At 55.5% G+C, this 19485-nt stretch carries 24 protein-coding genes and 1 tRNA gene; 22 read left to right on the plus strand and 3 right to left on the minus strand.

Features of this window, described 5'->3' with window-relative positions; all coding sequences use genetic code 11:
- Positions 1-84 precede the first annotated feature (84 nt).
- Positions 85-161: transfer RNA gene (locus U5822_RS02400), tRNA-Met, on the plus strand.
- Between the two features lie 408 nt (positions 162-569).
- Here U5822_RS02400 and U5822_RS02405 read toward each other — a convergent pair.
- Positions 570-731, minus strand: a complete 162-nt coding sequence (locus tag U5822_RS02405) for a hypothetical protein (protein ID WP_322854022.1) — start codon at positions 729-731, stop codon at positions 570-572.
- Positions 732-783: 52 nt separating this feature from the next.
- Between U5822_RS02405 and U5822_RS02410 the strand changes: the two genes are divergently transcribed.
- Together U5822_RS02410 and U5822_RS02415 are read left to right on the plus strand one after the other, a co-directional pair.
- Positions 784-1014, plus strand: coding sequence for a hypothetical protein (locus U5822_RS02410; protein ID WP_322854023.1), 231 nt, complete (start codon positions 784-786; stop codon positions 1012-1014).
- 9 nt (positions 1015-1023) lie between these two features.
- On the plus strand, positions 1024-1656 hold the full coding sequence (locus U5822_RS02415) for a metallophosphatase domain-containing protein (RefSeq protein WP_322854024.1): 633 nt from the start codon (positions 1024-1026) through the stop codon (positions 1654-1656).
- 120 nt (positions 1657-1776) lie between these two features.
- Here the strand turns inward: U5822_RS02415 and U5822_RS02420 are convergent, their stop codons facing one another.
- Positions 1777-4179 (minus strand): hypothetical protein, encoded by a 2403-nt coding sequence (locus U5822_RS02420; RefSeq protein ID WP_322854025.1) that lies wholly within the window; start codon positions 4177-4179, stop codon positions 1777-1779.
- Positions 4180-4644: 465 nt separating this feature from the next.
- Here U5822_RS02420 and U5822_RS02425 point away from each other — a divergent pair, with 465 nt between their 5' ends.
- The 10 genes from U5822_RS02425 (at position 4645) to U5822_RS02470 (ending at position 10434) form a co-directional block, all read left to right on the plus strand.
- Entirely contained in the window at positions 4645-5121 is a 477-nt protein-coding gene (locus U5822_RS02425) for a RuvC family protein (protein WP_322854026.1), read from the plus strand.
- A gap of 22 nt (positions 5122-5143) precedes the next feature.
- Positions 5144-5686: a hypothetical protein gene (locus tag U5822_RS02430; protein WP_322854027.1), complete on the plus strand. Its 543-nt coding sequence runs from the start codon at positions 5144-5146 to the stop codon at positions 5684-5686.
- Positions 5686-7248 (plus strand): phage terminase large subunit, encoded by a 1563-nt coding sequence (terL, locus tag U5822_RS02435; RefSeq protein WP_322854028.1) that lies wholly within the window; start codon positions 5686-5688, stop codon positions 7246-7248. The genes U5822_RS02430 and terL overlap by 1 nt, the downstream gene beginning before the upstream one ends.
- A 227-nt stretch (positions 7249-7475) precedes the next feature.
- Positions 7476-7685, plus strand: a complete 210-nt coding sequence (locus U5822_RS02440; RefSeq protein ID WP_322854029.1) for a hypothetical protein — start codon at positions 7476-7478, stop codon at positions 7683-7685.
- A 314-nt stretch (positions 7686-7999) separates the two neighbouring features.
- Complete coding sequence (locus U5822_RS02445) at positions 8000-8278, plus strand: hypothetical protein (protein WP_322854030.1); 279 nt, start codon at positions 8000-8002, stop codon at positions 8276-8278.
- Between the two features lie 49 nt (positions 8279-8327).
- Entirely contained in the window at positions 8328-8579 is a 252-nt protein-coding gene (locus tag U5822_RS02450) for a hypothetical protein (RefSeq protein ID WP_322854031.1), read from the plus strand.
- A gap of 1 nt (position 8580) precedes the next feature.
- Positions 8581-8763, plus strand: a complete 183-nt coding sequence (locus U5822_RS02455; protein WP_322854032.1) for a hypothetical protein — start codon at positions 8581-8583, stop codon at positions 8761-8763.
- A 127-nt stretch (positions 8764-8890) separates the two neighbouring features.
- Entirely contained in the window at positions 8891-9244 is a 354-nt protein-coding gene (locus tag U5822_RS02460) for a hypothetical protein (RefSeq protein ID WP_322854033.1), read from the plus strand.
- A 12-nt stretch (positions 9245-9256) separates the two neighbouring features.
- A complete protein-coding gene (locus tag U5822_RS02465; RefSeq protein WP_322854034.1) occupies positions 9257-9619 on the plus strand; it encodes a hypothetical protein in 363 nt (120 codons plus the stop codon).
- Between the two features lie 5 nt (positions 9620-9624).
- On the plus strand, positions 9625-10434 hold the full coding sequence (locus U5822_RS02470; RefSeq protein WP_322854035.1) for a hypothetical protein: 810 nt from the start codon (positions 9625-9627) through the stop codon (positions 10432-10434).
- 75 nt (positions 10435-10509) lie between these two features.
- On the opposite strand, the gene U5822_RS02475 is transcribed toward U5822_RS02470, so the two are convergent.
- A complete protein-coding gene (locus U5822_RS02475; protein WP_322854036.1) occupies positions 10510-10752 on the minus strand; it encodes a hypothetical protein in 243 nt (80 codons plus the stop codon).
- Positions 10753-10821: 69 nt separating this feature from the next.
- Between U5822_RS02475 and U5822_RS02480 the strand changes: the two genes are divergently transcribed.
- The 9 genes from U5822_RS02480 to U5822_RS02520 all read left to right on the plus strand — a co-directional run bounded on the left by U5822_RS02480 (position 10822) and on the right by U5822_RS02520 (position 19357).
- Entirely contained in the window at positions 10822-12510 is a 1689-nt protein-coding gene (locus tag U5822_RS02480; protein ID WP_322854037.1) for a hypothetical protein, read from the plus strand.
- A 17-nt stretch (positions 12511-12527) separates the two neighbouring features.
- Positions 12528-12926: a phage tail assembly chaperone gene (locus tag U5822_RS02485; protein WP_322854038.1), complete on the plus strand. Its 399-nt coding sequence runs from the start codon at positions 12528-12530 to the stop codon at positions 12924-12926.
- Positions 12927-12959: 33 nt separating this feature from the next.
- Entirely contained in the window at positions 12960-14987 is a 2028-nt protein-coding gene (locus U5822_RS02490) for a phage portal protein (RefSeq protein WP_322854039.1), read from the plus strand.
- Positions 14988-15084: 97 nt separating this feature from the next.
- Positions 15085-16134 carry an HK97 family phage prohead protease gene (locus tag U5822_RS02495; protein WP_322854040.1) on the plus strand — a complete coding sequence of 350 codons (1050 nt, stop codon included), beginning with the start codon at positions 15085-15087 and terminating at the stop codon, positions 16132-16134.
- Between the two features lie 44 nt (positions 16135-16178).
- The gene (locus U5822_RS02500) at positions 16179-17285 is read left to right on the plus strand and encodes a phage major capsid protein (protein ID WP_322854041.1); all 1107 of its coding nucleotides are present in this window, start codon (positions 16179-16181) and stop codon (positions 17283-17285) included.
- A gap of 82 nt (positions 17286-17367) precedes the next feature.
- Positions 17368-17718 carry a hypothetical protein gene (locus U5822_RS02505; RefSeq protein ID WP_322854042.1) on the plus strand — a complete coding sequence of 117 codons (351 nt, stop codon included), beginning with the start codon at positions 17368-17370 and terminating at the stop codon, positions 17716-17718.
- Between the two features lie 85 nt (positions 17719-17803).
- Complete coding sequence (locus U5822_RS02510; protein ID WP_322854043.1) at positions 17804-18352, plus strand: hypothetical protein; 549 nt, start codon at positions 17804-17806, stop codon at positions 18350-18352.
- 257 nt (positions 18353-18609) lie between these two features.
- Positions 18610-18942 (plus strand): hypothetical protein, encoded by a 333-nt coding sequence (locus U5822_RS02515; protein WP_322854044.1) that lies wholly within the window; start codon positions 18610-18612, stop codon positions 18940-18942.
- A gap of 1 nt (position 18943) precedes the next feature.
- Positions 18944-19357 carry a M15 family metallopeptidase domain-containing protein gene (locus U5822_RS02520; RefSeq protein WP_322854045.1) on the plus strand — a complete coding sequence of 138 codons (414 nt, stop codon included), beginning with the start codon at positions 18944-18946 and terminating at the stop codon, positions 19355-19357.
- Positions 19358-19485: the final 128 nt, after the last annotated feature.

The raw sequence follows: 19485 nt of genomic DNA on the forward strand, positions 1-19485 counted from the left end.
GAAAAATTGGCCTCCAAGCCTTGACAGGCTGAGCCCAAATACTGAAAATACGCGCCTCGTTTGGGGCGAAGCCCGGAACGAAATGGCAAGGTAGCTCAGTTGGTTAGAGCACAGCACTCATAATGCTGGGGTCGGCGGTTCGACTCCGCCCCTTGCTACCATCTTTTCCGATCTTTGATCTCCAAAGCTGATAGCGTTGTTTTGCTACCAAGATCAAAGATTTAAAAAGACCCTCGCAGCAATGCCTGGGTCTTTTTTTATGCCTGCCGAACAATCATTTTGTTGAGACCAAAAAGCTTCAGATTCCCCCGGGGGTCCCTATGGGGTCCGAAAATCTCGATTTCGGCTCTAACTTATTATTTTGTGTGCAATAAAGATGGGTTGTGCGCAAAGATCTTTTGATTACAAAAAGCAGTGCGGAGTTTCGAGGTACATTTATTTTCTCGATAATTAGTGTGCCATTAATTGACTGCATCACTATATGTGGTACACTGGAGGTATAGAGTCGGAAAGCATCCCACAATGTTTATTTCCTATCTATGTCGTGCTGTTTTTCTCCTTGAGTAAGCTTAGCCCCCGGTCTTCGGGGGTTTTCTTTTTTTGGGCTCAACAATTCTTTGCGGCGCTTTGTCTTTCGATTTCAGGAGCTGCTCGAGCTTAGGATCAAACTTGATGCCCGACTTCTTCAGTGCGTCGTAGTCTTTCTTTAGTGAATCGAGGATGTCGCTCATGCCCTGCCCTTCGTTTAATCTGTCTTCTATATAATAGTGCACAGAGGTAATCATGACGCACACACAAAGACTGTCGATCAGCTGGAGCAATCGCCACCAGACTCTGTTTAACTCTGCGCTGCTGGATGCCCTGGACTCCGGACGCCTGGTCATCACTCCTGACGGCGGCTTCGAGCTCAGCCCGGTTTTTTTTGATCACGCAAGCGCCAAGGATTTTCTCGATAAGATTCCCGAAGACGATCTTAAGGAGATGATCCAGGTGTGGGTAGACAAGAGAAAGTGAGCCGCTTTCATGCGAATCGTCTGCATTTCTGACACCCACAGCTTGCACGATCAGATTGAAGGAATCCCTCATGGCGATGTGCTGATCCACGCCGGCGATCTCACCGGGAGCGGTCGGATCCCGGCCGGCTTTGAAGCCGTCGAGTGGCTCAGTCAGCTGCCCCACCGCCACAAGATTCTGATCGCTGGAAACCATGATTTTTGCTTTGAAGACTACAGCGCCTGGATGCGGGAGCACTGCGAGCGCTGCGAAGTCATCTACCTCGAAGACGAAAGCACCGTCATTGATGGAGTGAAGTTCCATGGCAGCCCCTGGACTCCCAGGTTTCGGGATATGGCGTACAACGCCGACCCGGCACTGGCGGCTGAAAAGATGAGGCTGGTACCGGCGGACACCGATGTCCTGATCACTCACGGCCCACCCCGGGGGGTCATGGACTACGTGCCGGAAGATGACCTGCATGTCGGCTGTCTGTCCGTCGAGGCCCGCATTCCCTTTCTGAAGTCCCTGAAAGCCCACGTCTTCGGCCATATCCATGAGGGCTACGGAATCCTGGAGAAAGGCGGAGTCGTTTACGTGAATGCGAGCACGTGCACAGAGAGGTACAAGCCGACAAACCCGCCGATCGTCATCGATATCTGATGATCAGCAAACCGCTCTCTCACGCTCCCGATGTGCGGTTTACTGCACTGAAAGGCCTTTCAGGAAAATGAGAGCCGTGTTTTGAGGGGAAAGTGCGCCGTCCGTGGCGCGTGCCCGGGCTTAGGCGGATGCCCGGAGTTCCTCGAAGCGGATCAGTGAAGCTTGAATCAGCTCTGCCTCTTCGTCTTTAGAGACCGGATCCAGGGCGGCCACCACCGGCTCCGACAGGGAGTTCAAACTCACCATCATCGGCGCGTACTTGTCGACGATCTCAGTAACGTTCACCAGCTCTTTGTTTAGCTTCTTGTACAGCGCAGTCACACCGTACTGAGTCTGCTTGTCCACCTGGCCCTGAGCTTCCATGTCGTAGCCGAGGGTGCGGATGCACTCTTTCACGATCTGGGTCTTGTACTTCTTACCGAAGTCCACAGAGCTGAAGACCAGCTTCACCAGCGCCATGGCGCGGACCGCGTGCCCGGATTCCAGTTCGATCGGGTTGGCCAGAGCTTCGAAGGCAGCCTCGGCTGAAGCCTTGGTGATCACTGACTGGAACGGCTTTTTGAAGTCAAAACCGGCCTGTGCCAGGAACTGAGCGGCGGCGTAGGCAGCAATGCTGGAGCGGGTCGGCACGCGACCGTCGGCTGCGTCGATGCGGGCTGCACTCAGCTGCTTTCTTTTGAGCACAATCAAATCGGCGTTCAGGCCGAACACTTCAGTGTAGGTCTGCTCGCACAGCTCTTTGAGCTCAAGAACATTCAGCGCGTCGATCGTACGGGCAGCGACTTCCTGCTTGAAGGTCTTCGTCTCACCGCCCATGTCGATCTCAGTGACCTTGCCGGCACGGCGCATGCGAGAAGCTTCAAACGCGGTCTCTTCCTGGATTTCGGCGTTCTTCTTACGACCGGCGGCTTTCGCTGCGGTACCGTCCTTTCTCTTTTTGACATCAACATCAGCGCGAGTAACGGTGAAGCCCATCTGCTCGGCGGCGATGATCACGGTCTGCTTGAAGCTCTCGAACTGCGTGTTGCGGGAGGCCGCGTGCCGAGCTAAGAAGCGGGCGCCTTTGTGCTCAAAGAGCTTTTGGGTTTCGGCGCCAGGGTTTGATGCAGTCTTGATCAGGTCCGAATAGATAATTTCATCTGCTTTAATCAGACGCTTTGAGGCCTGGCCGCGACGGAAGCCGATGAAGGCAGTGCGGGCAGCGCGGAAGCGACGGACGGACTGAAGAATGCTTGTGGCGTTCAGGGTCTGACCCGCGAGCACGTAGACGCGATCGTAGTCTTCGAGCTCGATAGAAGCACCGGAGTTGATGACCGGGCTGATCACAGCGGCGTCAGCGGCTTCAAGGATCTCGTTGATGTCTTCGACGGTCTTGCCCTTACGCTCCAGATAGTCGGCGGTCAGCTCAGTGACAGCGCGGTTGCTGGTGCGCAAGGCATTGGCGATCTCAGAGAAGCCTTCGGCGCGGTAGTCACAGAAGACGGCGACTTTCTTACCGGCATTCAGGTCTTCTTTAGCAAGAGCCAGAACTTCGCTCTCTTTGCTGATCTTGATCTCTACGTCCGTGCTGCTCTGGGCTGTCAGGACACGCGGGAAGGCACCAGTCATCGAGTACAGCTGGGACAGCGTCTGATCCGTGATCATGGCGTCAGCGACGACGACCCGGTCGGCCTGCTTCATCATCTTTTCCAGCGCATTCATAGCGGCGGCGCGGTCGTAGAAGCTGCTACCCAAGGTGCCAGTGGCCATGTGATCGAAGAGATCCTGGACTTCGTCGATGATCAGAACGCGGCAGTTTTTGCGGTCTTCGGCGTGCTTGTGCTGAGCGACCGTGTTGATGACGCCGATCAGACCCTGAGGGGCTTCGGCGGAGCTGTTCTTGTAGTGATCTTCATGATCGCTGCTGAAGAAGTTGGATGCGATAGAGCGCTTGCCAGTCACCATTACCGGGAACATGCGGCGGGCCCGGGCTTCGGTGTAGATGTCACGCAGCGCTGTGGTCTTGTAGGTAGCCATGCCGCCGTTCAGGACAATCAATTTATCGCTATTATCAAAGACACTGTTTTTAATGGTACGGTAATCTTCAACAGATTCACCATCGATCATCGGCAAGTGGAAAGAGCGTACGCGACCTTCGGTAATCATGATCGCTTCTTTCACTTTCAGGAACGCGGCCCGGGGGACTTCGCTTTCAAGCGCGTCGAAGTCGTCGCGGAAGAAGCTGACCTTCCACTCTTTGCTGATAGCGTACGCCAGATTCTTAGCAGCTCGGTCGTGCTCATAGACTGTGCGGGCGGCGTTCACGAGCAGCTTGGCTCCGCCGATGCGGTCTACTTTTCGGAAGTCTGTCTGTACGCCGTCGGATGTGATTGCGGTCTGACTGAAGCGACAAGCCAGGTCGAGCACCTCAAAGTCGGTCTCGATGCGGTCAGACTGTAGCGTGAAGTCGATCTTCTCGCCGGCCAGGTTGGCGTCGTGCTTAGCGGCGTCGACTTCGGATCGGTAATTTCGGGTGATAATCATGTGCTTATTCTCCATTTAGAGTAACTTTCTTCATCCCACACACTTACTGTATCATAAATTAGTGCATTTACATGCTACTAGAACCTCTTTTATTATACGCTTTTCACATAAGCACGTAATCTTTGATCGATTTCAGCTATTAAGACTCGCCGATCTCCCCTTCCCCCAGCGCCCCACACCTTGTCATTCCGCGTCAGCGGGCCCCCTAAAAATCAGCTAAACCCTTGCGCCCCAAGGCCTCCGAAGATTTTCGGGAGAAATTAAAGTTCTTATATATATGAATATCAATTTCGGGCAAAAATCTTCGGCATGAGAGTTACTCTCATTTAGAAAAGAAATGTCCCCACCTGGCGGTGGGAGTGACAACGTGGGGCGTTGCGGGTGGGAAGAGAGTTACTCCTGAAAGATCTAAGCGTGTAATTTGTTATGCCGTAATGATATAATGGAGAGACAAGAGGTAGCTCCATGTATGTTGGCATAGATCCCGGAAAGTCGGGTGCAATCGCAGTTTTAGACGACTCGGGAAAGATCCTGGATGTCATCGACATGCCGTGTCAGACCATCGGCTCCCGGGTCTTTCCGGACGGCGCCGCCATTGCCCAGGTTATCTCGAAGAGCCGCCACGCCTGCATTGAGCTGGTCTCCAGCCGCCCGGGCCAAGGGGTGGTTTCCGTCTTCACGTTCGGCCAAGGCTTCGGCGGTGTCGTGACGCTCTGCTCTGCCCTCGTCGACGACGTGCAGCTGGAGTCCCCGCAGGCCTGGCAGAAGCACTTCAAGCTCAGGAAAAAGAAGGGTGAGAAGTCACTGAGCAAGCAGCAGATCGCGGACCGGTGCCTCGCTCTCTACCCGGACGCCCCGCTCTACGGCCCCCGGGGCGGGCTCAAAGACGGACGCTCTGACGCGATCCTGATCGCTCGCTTTCTTTACGATCAGAAACAGTAGCATATATGAAAAGGACTAAGAGATGCCTCCAAGAAAAACGGCACAGAAAAAGGGCTCAACAAAGGCGAAGGACAAGTACCCTGGTCTCGGCCGACCGTCACGGTACAAGCCCGAGTACGCCCAGCAGCTGATCGAGCACTTCGACGTACCGCCCGGAGAGTACCTGGACGTCCCCCAGCGGGACGGGTCCATCAAATCCGTGTGGCGGGCAAACCCACTCCCCACCCTGGCCGGCTTCTGCCGCAAACTCCTGATCTGCCGAAAGACCCTGCACAACTGGGCCCACGAGGTCGACGAGTCTGGAGCCCCGGTTCGCCCTGAATTTTTACACGCGCTAAACGCGGTGAAAGAGATGCAGGAAGACGTCTTCACGACTAACGGTCTCTCCGGCGCTTACAACGGCCCCTTCGCCGCGTTGGCTGCAAAGAACATCCTCGACTGGCGTGACAAATCCAGCTCTGAAATCTCCGGTCCCGACGGTGCACCGATCCAGCAGCAGACCACCCTGGACCTCACGCCCGAAGCCGCTGCGGCCATCTCCAAGTCCCTGGAAGAGCAGTTCTGATGCCCCACTCGGCGGAGCAGAAGATCATGGATCCCCGGGTTCTGGCGGTGCTCAAGCACAAGCTGGAAACGGATTTCCTGTTCTTCACTCGGTACTTCTTTAAGCAGCTCACCGGTCAAAACTTCGTCGTCTCTGATCATCACCGAATCATCGAAGACCACGTCTACCAAGTCACCGCCGCCCAGATCTTGCGCCTGATCGTCAACATCCCCCCAAGATATGGGAAGACGGAGATGCTGGTGGTGATGTTCATCGCGTGGTGTATTGCGAAGAACCCCCGCGCCAAGTTCATCCATCTTTCGTACTCCGACGAACTGGCTTTCGACAACTCATCCCGGATCAAAGAGCTGATCCTCTCCGACGCCTTCCAGGCCGTCTGGCCTCACATCCAGCTCAAGGGCGACGCCAAGTCAAAGAAGAAGTGGTACACGACCCAAGGCGGCGGCGTCTATGCCACTTCCTCCGGCGGTGCGGTCACAGGCTTTGGTGCCGGCTCCACGGCCTCCGAGGGCTCCCAGGATGCGTCACATGAGCAGCTCCAGGAACTCGAAGAACACGGCATCGACACCAGCTTTTTGACTACAAACCAGGAGCAGCTGGACCCGGACCTCTTCTACGGCGCCATCATCGTCGACGACCCTTTGAAGCCCGGCGACGCCGAGTCCGCCACGGTCCGGAAGACCATCAACAAGCGCATGAGTAACACCATCGCGTCTCGGGTGAACTCCCGTAAGACTCCGATCATCGTGGTCATGCAGCGGCTGCACGAGGAAGACACCACCGGCTATCTCCTGGATGGTGGTACCGGGGATACCTGGACACACCTGAAGCTGGCTGCCCTCACCGAGGATCCGGTCACCGGGGAGCAAAAAGCCCTGTGGCCGTTCAAGCACACAGTCGAAGAGCTGGAGCGCCAGCGGGATGCCGACCCGTACGTCTTCTCCGGTCAGATGCAGCAGGAACCAACCCCAATCGCCGGCGGTGTCGTGTCGCTTGATTGGTTCGGCCGGTACGGCGAACACCCCGCAGAATGCGAGCAGATCGTCTTCAGCTGTGACACCGCGTTCAAGACCGCAGAGATCAACGACCCCTCGGTCATCTCAGTCTTCGGTAAGTACAACAAGAGATGGTATCTGCTCGACGTGTGGAGACGCAGAGCAAAGTACCCGGAGCTCAAGCGCACCCTGATCAACCTGAATGCGATCTGGAGCCCTCACGCCATCCTGATCGAGGACAAAGCCAGTGGGCAAAGCCTTATCCAGGACGGCCGGGAAGAAGGCTTACCCGTAATTGCTATCGAGCCGGAGGCCAACAAGGTCATCCGCATGAGCAATCAATCCAGCCTGGTAGAGGCCGGCCTGGTAGTGCTCCCGGAGAAAGCTTCATGGCTGTATGACTTTGAGCAAGAGATAATTCACTTCCCGAAGTCCAAGCACGATGACCAAGTCGATACCCTCAGCCAGCTCCTGAAATGGCAGCGTAAACAGTCGCTCAGCATCACCTTGGACTACGAGGATGTGGATATGAAAGAGCTGGAAGCGGAGCTCGAGGACTACTACTAACTGCTTTTTGACCCCAAAAACATCGCCCTCAGATTCCCAGTTACCCCAAAACCTGGACAATCCACCCTACTTTTCACGTGAAAGCGCTTTGGCCACAACCTAATCGCTCTGGTGTCTGAGTCCTGCCAAGGCCTTTCGTCCTCACTTCTTATTCCATTTTTAATGACAAATAGTTTTTTAGTGCTATAATTATCTTATAAGTATGGATAAAGGAAGGGAGCACAGGCATGAACCGATTTCTCAAAGAAGCACTGACCCACGGCTGCACACAGATGCTTGGCGGGCTCACGCTTCACACCCGGCAGCACATTCAGATGCAGCAGAAGAGCTGGCCAGACGATGCGCCGGGCAAGCACAAGGACTTCAGTGACTCGCCTTTTTGGCTTCAATCAAAAGACGGCCGCACGGTCGGCATGGAAAAAGACGCGCTGATCTGATTGCCCGGGGTCTCGGCACCCCGCTTCTTGTCCTCAATCGGCTTTGATCTCAACAAGAAGTTGGGGTCAAAAAGTTTTTGGGGTCAATAAACACCCTGCCCTCTCCTCCCCTCCTGTTTCGGCTTCTACGTACAAATTTATTTCATCTTTTTCTCATTTATCTTCTCGGGCGACTGCCTGGAATTGCACTTATTTCGCTATCCGACCTCGAAAAAAATGACAAATTAGATATTATTCCATAAATTTGTCGTTACCTTAAATTTTGGTATAGTATTTACAAAGAGTGAAGAAAAACAACAACCTGGAGAAACGTCATGAATACATTCACATACGACATCACTGACTGCATCGAAGCCAAAATTACTGTGAAAGAGCGCGATGACTTTCTTATGAACGGAACAGTCACGACTGTTTACGACGTCGAGATTGCCGGCCAAAAGTTCGAGAGATGTGAAGTCACCGCACCGACCACATCTCAAGCTTTTGTGCACGACGAGCCGACTTTCATGGAAATGATGCGCAGCCTTGAGCTTGATGCAAAAGACAGCGGCCGTCTTGCAGAGTGCATCGAAGACGCGGTCACGTCCGCCTAATAACCACCCCGGGACTCCGGCCCCGAATAAAAACTAAAAGGAGAAAACCATGGAACTCAAAATAAAAAGTCGAAAACTTGACCGCTTGCTTACGTTCTCACGCCCTGGCGGCACCTACATCTACGTCGATGCTAACGGACGAGCGGGTACCCAAGGCGAGCAAATCTGCAAAGGCGGCGAAACAAATCAAGGTCAGTGTCTCAGCTATCGAGGTGACGACAAGAAGGCGTTCGAAGCCATCTGTCGCAAGTGGCTGTCCGATCATATCTACAAGACCAAGACCGCTGGCTGGGGGGTGTGACATGACTCTTATCGAGCTTCTCAACGTCAAGATCAGCTACGACTTTTCCGGTGATCACGCTTCGCTCCAAGCGCCTCTTCCCGAAAAAGAAGCTGTCGCACTACGACGGTACATTCAGCAGAAGATCCGCACCGGCCGCTTTCCTGAACGCTTCCACGGCCGCTTCTCAGAGCTCGGAGCCTGACTCCAGTCCTCCCAGACCAGCCCCTTCATCAGGGGCTTTTTCGTTATTACAGTAGCATTTATTGTCCACAAAAAGCCTTACATGATATAATCAGTTATAACTGAATCAATTCTTATAGGCTTTGGGCATGAGCAGACTCCTCGGGGAATTCCGGAAGGGCGACGACTGGGACATCTTGATCCGCTTCAATCTCGCCGACGACTCCCCCATCGACATCACCGGCTTCAAGTACACCCTGACCCTGGTTGAGGATTTTGGCGATGCACCGGCCCTGGTGGCTGAGCACACCGCTAACACCGTCGAGGGTGCACAGGGTATCTGCCTGTTCCGTGTCGACAGTGAGCTGACCGCTGCGGTGGAAGCCGGCAAGTACTACTGGGATATTCAGCAAGAAGACCCGGACGGCCGGATCAACACCATTCTGCCGGAGCCTGAGGACTACAAAGACCGCTTCGTCGTTCGCCCTGACGCCACTCGGTAAGGGAACTATTTCATGGCGAGACCGCAAATTTCTGCCGGCAAGGCGGTGGTCATTAGGGGCGAGAAGGGAGATCCCGGGAAGTCCGTCGACTACAGCGTCGAAGAGCATCGAGTTGGTTTCAAAAGAGAAGATGAGACCGACTTTCGATACACAGAAGACCTGCGCCCGGAGATCGTCACTCGCACCATTCGGCCCACGGGACGGAAGTATCTGCTCGGGAAGATCGGGGAGATCCTGGATCTGCGGGCTTACACAGACGATGAGCGGCGACTGGAGGTCTCACTCGCGACTGAAGCTTATGAGAACAACTTGTACCTGACGTCGCTTGTCGACACCTCCAACCTCTTTATCGAACTCACTCTCCTGGAGAAATAAATCCCATGTCTGAAAGACTTTATTACCACAACCTCGATGGCGTTGGCGTCGCCCAGCTCAAAGGCATGCGTCTGCACAATGTCGCAGACCAGGCTGGCCAGGATCAGATCGTCTCTACCGGCAACAACGGCTCTCCGCTCAGCTCTCAGAACGCGGGCCTCGGCATCTACCGCACCGACCTGCGCCGGGTGGCTTACTGGTCCGGATCGGAATTCATCTTCCAAGAGATCGAGATTGATGGCGACATCCGATTTAAGGGCCAGCTCGATGCCTCTCTTGCGATCGACGACCCGGCTCAGCCGCAGGCGGTCGACAACATCAGCGGTTATCAGTACGTCGTCACCGTCGCAGGCACTCTGAATGCCGGCGCTACCGGCGTTGCCTTCTCGCCGTTTGCAGACGTAACCCCAGGCGATCAGATTCTTTTCGTATCTTCGACCGAAGCGTACGTAATCCAGCGCAACGACGTTCAGGCGACCGAGAGCATCATGGGCAACATCCGCCTGGCGACGCAGGGTGAAGTCGATGATGGTCAGAGCTCTAACACCGCCGTGACCCCGAAAACCCTGGGCGTCCGTCTCACCTCGCACCCGAAGATGTTTGTCACGTCCATGGATCTGACGGGCGCCGGCAACGACAACATTCTTCAACACGATCTGAATCTCGTGAACAAAGACGGCTTCGTGCTGAGCGCTTCGCACAACGGCCGAACGATCGATGTGGAAGTCGAGTCAATTGATGTCAACCGAGTGAAGTTGAGCTCCCTGCTGAGCCTCGGCGGTGTGGTGGTGGCCATCTCCGGCCTGGTGAAATAAATCGTTGTTACTGTAGCATTTATTTGTTGCGTGTTATAATAAGCTATTCTATAAAGGTTTCGATTCATGTCTAGCTCAGAGATCAAGCTCACCTACGCCCAGGCCCCACTCGTCATTGCCGGGGAGCAAGGCGCGCCCGGCCCAGAAGGACCGCAGGGACTGACCGGTCCTCAAGGCGAAGCCGGTCCCCAGGGTCCGCAGGGAGAAGTCGGTCCGATCGGTCCCGCCGGTGCAGACGGCGCCCAAGGTCCCGCTGGTCCCCAGGGTCCTGCGGGTGCTGACGGTGCCCCGGGTCCTGCCGGAGCGGATGGCGCCCAAGGTCCTGCTGGTCCTCAGGGTCCTGCGGGTACCCAGGGTGAAGCTGGTCCCGCTGGCGCGGATGGTGCGATGGGACCTGCCGGTCCTGCTGGCGCTGACGGCGCGGATGGCAAGACGATCTCGAGCACTGAAATCAATCCCCAGGGCGAGCTAGTCATCACGTACAGCGATGCATCTGTCGTCAATGCTGGCCCGGTGAAAGGTGCGGACGGAGCAGATGGCCCCCAGGGTCCTGCTGGTCCCGCCGGTGCTGATGGCGCTCAAGGCCCTGTCGGTCCTTCGGGCCCCGCCGGTGACGCTGGTCCTGCCGGCCCTGCGGGCGCTGATGGAGCCGCCGGGGCAGAGGGTGTCTCAGTCGTCAGTAGCACGATCAATGAACAGAACCATCTGATCCTGACTCTCTCTGACGCGACTGAAATCGATGCAGGTCTGATCGAAGCCTCCGGCGGCCCCCGCATCGGCGAAATCCTGCGCTTTTCCGGAGCCGAGCCAGATGCCAAGTGGCGCCGGGCTGACGGCTCTGCGTACGCTGAGGCCGAGCACCCGGAGCTTGCGGCAAGCGGTTTGTCTGCAAATCAGAGCGTGCCGGGCGGTGTGGAGTCGATGACTTTCACGGAGTACTACAGCGGCTTCGAGAACTCGAACCAGGGCGACATTCGGGTCCGATTCTCAAAGTACGACGCTAATCGAATCACCGTTGCCGGCAACGATAAGTACCCGACATTGATCGATCTATCGGACTTGAGCAAAAAATGCCGAATGTTGCTCAGGTCAGGTGGCACCGCTATTTCAAATGCTTACAACTTTCACGTGCACCACGAACTTGAGCAGGCTGGATATATGCCGGGGCTGATGTCCGCGAGCGCCGGAATGCTTGCATTCGACGTGCCTAGCACTCTCGCACCGACGACATCGTACGTATATGTAGACGTTGAAAATTATCGAATTGTTTACAGCACGGATGTTGTCGGAGCCCCAGCCGAAATGACTCCGGCGTTCTGCAAAGACAATCTATGGTCTTTCTACGACGGCTCTCAGATCATCTGTGTGACGTTATCAGACACCTACGAGTGCTACATCATCTCAAGCGATGACGCTGGAGCAACGTTTACATATCGCGCAAAGGTTCCCGGATACGATTCGAACAAGCGTGCGTACAACTGTGTCCGCGGAAGTGACGGATCATTTGTTGTAATGACGGGCGAGGATGTCCGCTACTACGCATCGCTTGATGACTTCAGTGCGGGCAATGCAATCGTGATCCAGATACTAACTGCTTATTACGCTGCCGGTCTTCAAGCAGCTTACAGTGCCGATCTCGGTAAGTGGATGATCGTTGAAGGAAGCAACTCTCTGTACACAACTGGAAATGTTGTCTTCTACGATCCCGCAACAAACACGACTGAAACCCACCTTTACGCTGACTACGCCGGCGCAAACGTCCGAGCCCAAATCGTTCCGGTCTCCGGTGGCTTTCTTTTCTACAGCGGCTTCGACAGCAAGATTGTCTACTACACATCTGCATCAACTCCGACCGAGATGACAACCGCGAGCGCAGATTCTGCGTACTCGAACGCCGCGACAACCGTCTCTTACAGCTACTTTGACGAAGCCAACTCCGTCTACCTGCTTTCCGGAGGCAGCGACTCGAAGATGCTACAGAGCTACGTCGTGAACATCGGCGCAATCACCTCCTACTTCCTGCCGAACGTCCCAGATTCTGGCGACGGCCGGGCCTACATCCGCGTCGAAAATTAAGATAGGGAAACAGAAAAATGTACGCAGTCATCAATGGCCTTGGACACATCCTGTCTTTCGAGCACGAGCCGCGAAACGACGGTCGCTTCACCGACGTAGAGATCTCCCCGGACCTAGTCCGGGAGCTCCGGGCACAGCGCGAAGCGGGCTTTGTCATCAAGTACAAAGACGCCGAGTTCGTTGTTGAAGCCCCGCGTCACGTGGTGACCTGGGAGCAAATCCGGGAGCAGCGAGACACGAAGTTTGCGGAAGCGGATGCGGAGCTTTTTCGTCTGATCGACGATGAGCTGATCAATGCTCAGGATCACACCGCTTCGAAGCGTGACGTCGCTACTTATCGAAAAGAGCTTCGTGACGTACCCCAGACTTTCGCACAGCCCCAGGACGTCGTCTGGCCCACCCCGCCGTTCGCCTGATTTCAGTAGCATCTATTTTCAAGGTCAATAAATATGTCTCACGAAGATATGGAAAAACGGAACATGGCCAGCTCGGTGGACACCCACTTTTCGGCCATGCCCCGGGCGTCCTGGACAGACTTCACCGTCAACAAGTCAGTGAAGGAAGGCATGCACGCAAGCGGCTGGGTGTACGTTGCCGTGTCCAAAATTGCTGCTGCCGTGGCCTCCGCGCCCCTGGTTGTCTTCAATAAGGATGGGCAGGTCGAGTGGAATCACCCGATCACCAAGCTGCTCGATAAGCCGCATCCGGAGCTGTCCCGCATCGAGCTGACTAAGCTTCTGGTCGCCTGGCTTCAGCTCGGGGGTGCCGGGTATTTTCAGAAAGTGAAGAGTTCCCGGGGCATCACAAAAGAGCTGTGGCCCGTGTCTCCAGACCGCATCGCGCCCGTCGGCTCCAAGAGCCACTCGGGACTTATTTCCGGCTATGAGATCTACGAAGCCGGACAGCGCAAGACCTCGTCTGACTACACGACCGACACCGTTATCCGGGTCTGCATGCAGGATCCGGCCGACCCCCTGCGTGGTCTCTCCCCGCTCCGTGCGGCGGCCAAGGCGGTGGACCTGGACGTCGAGCAGGCGAACTGGAACAAGTCTCTGATGCAAAACCGAGGCAACCCGGACATCGCCATCAGCGTGAAGGGTCAGCTGGACGACACACAGAAGAAGTCGATCCTGAAGTCCATTCTCAGCAAGTTCCGGGGTTCCAAGAACGCCGGCATGCCCCTGGTTTTCGGGCAGGAAGCATCGATCACGAAGCTCGGTCTGAACCAGCAGGAGATGGATTTCCTGAACTCCCGGCGCTGGAACCGGGACGAGATCCTGGGCATCTTTGGAGTACCGCCTCAGCTGGCCGGTGCGCAAGAGTCCAGCACGTACAACAACTACGCTGAGAGCAAGCGGATCTTCTGGCAAGACACCATCCTGCCGCTGATCAACCTGATCGTAGACGCCCTGAACAACTCACTGCGTAGCGAACTCCAGGATGGCTACTACATCGGTGCCGACCTCTCCAACATCGAGGCGCTCCGGGAATCCCAGGACGCCAAGATCGAGCGGGCGGACAAGCTGTTCCAGATGGGCGTGCCGATGAAGACCATCAATGAGCGCCTGGAGCTGGGCCTTCAGGAGTACCCGGGCTGGGAGATTCCGTTTGGTGGCAAAGAACTGTTGAACGACGGCGTGTTCCAGAGCACGGAGTCCCGCTCTTCAAAAAAGTCCCAAGACACGGATGTCTTGACTAGAAGAGAAGCATTCCAGAAGCAATACCAACTCGTCACTCGCGAAGCGGCCAAGAAGAATTCGGAGGCGGAAGCCGAAAGACGGGAAGCCTATGCGTCCTCGGTCATGGCCCCGCTGTTCGAAAAGATCCTGTCTACGCAGCTTGAGAGCCTAACAGCGGACGAAACGGCTCTCGGAAGCATCAGTAAGACAGATATCGTAGAGAAGCTCGTAGCGAGCGCCTCAGACGATCTGACGGAGATCGAGGCATTGCTGGCAGAAGCCGGCCGCATTTCCGCTGAAGCTGTGGTCATGCCAAAGCGTTCGGACATCCAGCTGCGCAGTGACCCCTTCGTCTACGAGCAGATCCTGACGAAGATTCAGGAAGAGACGCTGATCGCCACTGAGCTTGCGATGATCAATGCCACCTCCCTGGTAGCCGTGATGAAAGAAGTGCAGCAGTCCCGTGAAGCGAGAGAGACCGTACAGCAGCTCAAAGAGCGGTTGTCCTCAAATTACACTTTTTCCCCAGCCCGAAGCCTGGCGATTGCCCGGACCATGACCGGTACCGCATCCAGCATGGGGCAAGAGGTGGCCGCTCGGGAAGCTGGAGCCACGTTCAAGATCTGGGATACCTCGATCTTTGACTCAAGAGACTGGCACCGGGCCCGGGATGGTGAGCGCGTTGGCATCGATGAGCGCTTCTCCACTCAGGCCGGCGGCTCTCCCCGTTACCCGTGCGATCACGAGACCACAGCAGCGGATCGGGTGAACTGTCGGTGCTCCATGAGCTTCGAATAATTTTAGTAGCATTTATATACCACTGAATATTTTACGTGGTATAATAACGATATATTGCAAGTCGTTTTTATGACTCAAACGAATAAAGGTACCGAGCATGTCACTTGAGAAGCGAGCCCTGGGGTTTGTCGAAACCCGAGCCGAAGGCGAAGAAGGAATCTTCAGCGGATACGTTGTGACGTGGGATTCCGTGGACTCCTACAACACCTCGTTCAAGAAGGGCTCGTTCAAGAAGACCATCGCTGAGCGTGCGGGCAAAGTTAAATTGCTCTGGAACCACGACTTCGAAGGCATGCCACTCGGCTCCATCCTGGAACTCAAAGAAGACGACAAGGGTCTGTGGTTCCGTGCCCAGCTCTCCCTCGCCACCGAGCGCGGCAAAGAGGCTTACGAGCTGCTCAAGATCGGTGCCATCAACACCATGTCGTTCGGCTTCAAGATCCTGAAAGACGCTGGCTTCAAAGACGGCGTACGTCAGATCACCGAGGTCCAGCTGATGGAAATCTCCCCCGTAAACTTTGAGAGCAACCCGACTGCCACAATCAACGACGTCCGTGCCACCGACTTCTCCGAGACTCTGGACGAGCAGGACATGCGCTCGGGTGGCCGTCGGATCCTGTCCGCCTTCGAAGACACCATTTGGGATATCTGGTACGACGCCGAATCCCCTGAACAACTGATGCAGCTTATGGATGCCGCCTGGGGCTCTGCCCACACCGCGTATCTGGAGTGGCTGCAAAAGATGACTGAATCCGAGCCGGAACTGCGCGGTAACCCTGAAGCGAACGACCTTTCCCGGGCCTTCATTGAGTCCATGGAAGGCAAGACGCCTCTGGAATTCGCTGCACGTTCCACTCTGAATCTCGACCAGGTGGAAAGCCTGCGCCGGGGTAACACTGTCGACGAAGCCGCTGCTCAAGCACTTCCTGACAATCTGCGTTCCATTCACGCAAGTGAAAAAACCCGCATTGCAGAAGACCTGATCGCCCAGATCTCCAGTCTGTCTGTCGAGCTTCGCAGCACTGTGCTCGATGCCTTCGTCAAGCCTGAAGCGCCACAAGCGCCGGCCGCTCCGGAAGAGCCGCAGGTGGACGATGATCTGATGACGCAGCTGCGCGATGCACTGAATCAAATTGCTGCCCAATAAGTGTAGCAATTAAAAGCCCCAACTCCTTTATAGGAATATTAACGATGAACGAAGAATTGAAAGCAATGCTTGAGCAGCTGAAAGGCCTCCAGGCTGACGTGCGCTCTGCTAACGAAGCTGGCGAGAAGGTTGAAGCCTTGACTGCTCAGATCGATGAACTGCGTGGCCAGATCGACGAAATGACCGCTGCTGCTAACCGTCCGGCCGGTATCGCTCCCGCCGCTGACGTGGACGTAGAGAAGCGTGCCCAGGCATTCGACGCATACGCTCGTCAGGGCAGCATGGAAATTCGTACTCTGGATGGCTCCACCGACGCTGACGGCGCCGTATTCATGCCGGAAGACCTGGCTGCTCGCATCAAGAGCAACGCTGCTCAGATGAACGAGATCCGGAAGCACGCTTCCATCAACCGCACTGGCAACAACAGCGTCCTGGTTCCGACCCTGAGCCGTCCCAAGAGCTCCTACGGCACCGTGGCTCCGACCCCGGAAGAGCTGGCCTCTGGCTTCACCCGCCTGGAAGTTCACGACTGCAAGAGCCTGGTTGTGATCCCCGAGAACAGCCTGAGCGACTCTCAGTACGACCTGGCTGCAAAGCTGGAAGAGCTGTTCTCTGAGTCTGTGTCTGAAGAAGAAGCCCGTGCCTTCATCGCCGGCACCGGTACTGGTGAGCCCCTGGGCATCGTGTCTGCCGACACCAAGGCCAACGCCGTGACTTCCCTGGCCTCCGGCTCTCTGGGTGCGACTGACGAAGCTGTGATCGACCTGATCAACAAGGCCGTTTACAAGCTGAAGAAGAAGTACCGTCGCAACGCCAAGATCATGTGCAACAGCAACACCGAAGCGGTTCTGGCCAAGGTTCGTGACGGCAACGGCAACAAGCTGCTGACCAAAGAAGCTGGCGTTTCCTACTTCGACGGCATCGAAATCGTCACTTGCGAAGACATGGACGACATCGGCGCCAGCAAGCACCCGATCGTGGTTGGTGACCTGCGCCAGTTCGAAGTCTACGACCGCAGCGACATGACCGTTAAGCGTCTGACCGGCGGCGAGTACGACACGTCCAGCACTGTCGGCTTCCTGCTGAAAGCCCGTCATGCCGCCGGCGTGACCATGGTTGAAGCGTTCGTACCGGTGAAGTGCAAAGCCTAACCGCTGAGCACTGATCAAAACGGGGCTTGAGCACTGAGCCTGGCCCCGTTTTACCTCCCCCAAAAAGTATTTGGAGTCAAAAATGCGCGGTGGATTTAAAACGAATTTCGCAGTTGAGGAAGTGCTTGCGGTTGAAGCTCGCATCGACGCGACTGCTCCGGGTGCAGCGGTATACACCCACAATCAGCGCGGTATCGCTTTCCTCGTTCAAGTAGCGGCCGGCGGTTCTGTGAACGTCGCGGTTGAGTATTCAGACGACGGCGTGACCTGGACTGAAGACACGGACCGGGCTGTGACTGCGGGTGCGGGTCTCACTGAGATCAACATCAACAACGCGCAGTACGCGTACTACCGGGCCTCCGGCACCAACGCGGGTACCGTCACTTACGGCGTTTCCGCGATCAAAGGTCCGCACCGACTGGTAGCGATCTAAGCGTTTTCGCCGGCCCGGGATCTCCCCTTCCTTCCATAAGTCCCGAGCCGGCACCCCTTTTTGAGTTCAATTTGGAGAATTTCTGATGGCACTGTTTCGATTCGAAGCGATCCGCGACCTGATCGATCTGGAAGGTCCGGTCTCGAAAGAGGGTCCTGCGGAGCTGTCGGATTTTCCCCAAATTGCACTTCTCATGGATTCCGTACAAGCGTCTCTCGAAAGCTTCTGCGGACGTTCGTTTGAGCTGGAAACCTACACCGAGACTGGCTTCATTGACGGCCTGGAGCTGTTCCTGCCGGCCCTGCCGATCAAGAAAGTGAAGAGCTTCGAGGTGGACGGCGTGAGTGTCGATATCACGAAGCTGAAGATCACCCGCAGCGGCGTGAAGATCCCGAACTTCCCGTTGGATGCGCAGTGGAAGCTGAAGTACCAGGGTGGCTTCGACGACATCCCGGCGGACATTCAGCGTGCGGCTCTGCTTCAGACCGTGTACGAGTACAACCGGTTGCCGAACATCGGTGCTACCAGCGTCTCCACGGACGGCGGATCGGTCTCTACGCCGCAGCTGGGGCTGCTTCAGGAAGTGAAAAATTTGATTTGGAAGTATAGGAATTACGACATTTTGGGCGTTTAGATGAGATAAAAAGCGCCAAAAGTTTCCGGCAGAAACTCGGAAGAAAATGCCTCGCAACAATTTGTTTTTATTGACGTTTCCAGGCCTTCGAATTTTTAAAAAAATACCCCGAATTTTGGCGGCCAAACTCACGACATTTTTTCTTTCAAGATACTGTTTTGTATAGGTTTTTCGTTGAATTTTAATTTTTAAAAAATGAGCAGAAACCGGATCATTTTTTATACCATTTAAAACTAACCCGGAAGGATTTTGGTTCTATGTCTGTCGAGCACTCTTCTCACCCTAAGCCGCTGCACTCGACAGCTGATATGACCCATGCGATTGCCGAAGCAGTGGCTCGGGCATTCGAGAGTCAGCGCAAATCCCAGCGATCGGAAAGCTGGGAAGAGAAGCACTCGGAGCATCACGAAGCCCTGGAAGAGATGCTGCCGCATATCGGCGACCTGGTCAGTTACATCGTTGTGGTCAAAGCGCGGGAAGAGCGTAGAAAGCGGATCTACGAGAAAGTCACCGGTGCAGTTTTTGTCGGCGGGATACTGAGTTTTTGCGGCTGGGTCGGCAAGCAGCTGATCGAGAATCTAGGTAGCTGAGATGCCGTCGTATAGCGAAAAGTCGGCGTTTCGACTGTCGACCTGTCATCCGGATTTGCAGAAAGTGTTTCAGCGGGTCATTCGGGTGTTCGATCACTCTGTGCTGTGCGGACATCGCGGGAAGGACGAGCAGAACCGGTTCTTTCGCCAGGGTAAATCCAAGGTCCGGTGGCCAAACGGCAAGCACAACTCCGTGCCGAGCATGGCCGTGGATGCGGCGCCCTGGCCGATCGACTGGCACGACAGGGAAAGGTTCTCTCTGTTTGCCGGGTTTGTGATCGGAATTGCCCGGGAGATGTACGACGACGGCGAGATTGATCATCTGATCCGCTGGGGTGGTGATTGGGACTGTGATACGGAAGTAACTGACAATGGCTTCGATGATCTGCCGCACTTCGAACTTATCAACCCCTAGCCCCTCCCCTCGTCATTCCGCGTCAGCGGGCCATCTTTTTTAGCTGGAACCCGCGTGGCTCAAAGGCTCCGAAGATTTTCGAGAGAAATTGAATTCTTTATATATATGAATATCTATTTCTGCCCAAA

This window comes from Marinobacter qingdaonensis (assembly GCF_034555935.1).
GTDB classification, from domain to species: Bacteria; Pseudomonadota; Gammaproteobacteria; order Pseudomonadales; family Oleiphilaceae; genus Marinobacter; species Marinobacter qingdaonensis.

What these genes read in the sequence shown, in the direction of transcription:
- U5822_RS02465 (WP_322854034.1), top strand. Translation starts at nt 9,257, where the DNA reads ATGGCGAGACCGCAAATTTCTGCCGGCAAGGCGGTGGTCATTAGGGGC.
- U5822_RS02505 (WP_322854042.1), top strand. Translation starts at nt 17,368, where the DNA reads ATGCGCGGTGGATTTAAAACGAATTTCGCAGTTGAGGAAGTGCTTGCG.
- U5822_RS02410 (WP_322854023.1), top strand. Translation starts at nt 784, where the DNA reads ATGACGCACACACAAAGACTGTCGATCAGCTGGAGCAATCGCCACCAG.
- U5822_RS02495 (WP_322854040.1), top strand. Translation starts at nt 15,085, where the DNA reads ATGTCACTTGAGAAGCGAGCCCTGGGGTTTGTCGAAACCCGAGCCGAA.
- U5822_RS02440 (WP_322854029.1), top strand. Translation starts at nt 7,476, where the DNA reads ATGAACCGATTTCTCAAAGAAGCACTGACCCACGGCTGCACACAGATG.
- U5822_RS02490 (WP_322854039.1), top strand. Translation starts at nt 12,960, where the DNA reads ATGTCTCACGAAGATATGGAAAAACGGAACATGGCCAGCTCGGTGGAC.
- U5822_RS02510 (WP_322854043.1), top strand. Translation starts at nt 17,804, where the DNA reads ATGGCACTGTTTCGATTCGAAGCGATCCGCGACCTGATCGATCTGGAA.
- U5822_RS02445 (WP_322854030.1), top strand. Translation starts at nt 8,000, where the DNA reads ATGAATACATTCACATACGACATCACTGACTGCATCGAAGCCAAAATT.
- U5822_RS02405 (WP_322854022.1), bottom strand. Translation starts at nt 731, where the DNA reads ATGAGCGACATCCTCGATTCACTAAAGAAAGACTACGACGCACTGAAG.
- U5822_RS02480 (WP_322854037.1), top strand. Translation starts at nt 10,822, where the DNA reads ATGGGACCTGCCGGTCCTGCTGGCGCTGACGGCGCGGATGGCAAGACG.
- U5822_RS02420 (WP_322854025.1), bottom strand. Translation starts at nt 4,179, where the DNA reads ATGATTATCACCCGAAATTACCGATCCGAAGTCGACGCCGCTAAGCAC.
- U5822_RS02515 (WP_322854044.1), top strand. Translation starts at nt 18,610, where the DNA reads ATGTCTGTCGAGCACTCTTCTCACCCTAAGCCGCTGCACTCGACAGCT.
- U5822_RS02415 (WP_322854024.1), top strand. Translation starts at nt 1,024, where the DNA reads ATGCGAATCGTCTGCATTTCTGACACCCACAGCTTGCACGATCAGATT.
- U5822_RS02460 (WP_322854033.1), top strand. Translation starts at nt 8,891, where the DNA reads ATGAGCAGACTCCTCGGGGAATTCCGGAAGGGCGACGACTGGGACATC.
- U5822_RS02455 (WP_322854032.1), top strand. Translation starts at nt 8,581, where the DNA reads ATGACTCTTATCGAGCTTCTCAACGTCAAGATCAGCTACGACTTTTCC.
- U5822_RS02450 (WP_322854031.1), top strand. Translation starts at nt 8,328, where the DNA reads ATGGAACTCAAAATAAAAAGTCGAAAACTTGACCGCTTGCTTACGTTC.
- terL (WP_322854028.1), top strand. Translation starts at nt 5,686, where the DNA reads ATGCCCCACTCGGCGGAGCAGAAGATCATGGATCCCCGGGTTCTGGCG.
- U5822_RS02500 (WP_322854041.1), top strand. Translation starts at nt 16,179, where the DNA reads ATGAACGAAGAATTGAAAGCAATGCTTGAGCAGCTGAAAGGCCTCCAG.
- U5822_RS02425 (WP_322854026.1), top strand. Translation starts at nt 4,645, where the DNA reads ATGTATGTTGGCATAGATCCCGGAAAGTCGGGTGCAATCGCAGTTTTA.
- U5822_RS02485 (WP_322854038.1), top strand. Translation starts at nt 12,528, where the DNA reads ATGTACGCAGTCATCAATGGCCTTGGACACATCCTGTCTTTCGAGCAC.
- U5822_RS02470 (WP_322854035.1), top strand. Translation starts at nt 9,625, where the DNA reads ATGTCTGAAAGACTTTATTACCACAACCTCGATGGCGTTGGCGTCGCC.
- U5822_RS02430 (WP_322854027.1), top strand. Translation starts at nt 5,144, where the DNA reads ATGCCTCCAAGAAAAACGGCACAGAAAAAGGGCTCAACAAAGGCGAAG.
- U5822_RS02520 (WP_322854045.1), top strand. Translation starts at nt 18,944, where the DNA reads ATGCCGTCGTATAGCGAAAAGTCGGCGTTTCGACTGTCGACCTGTCAT.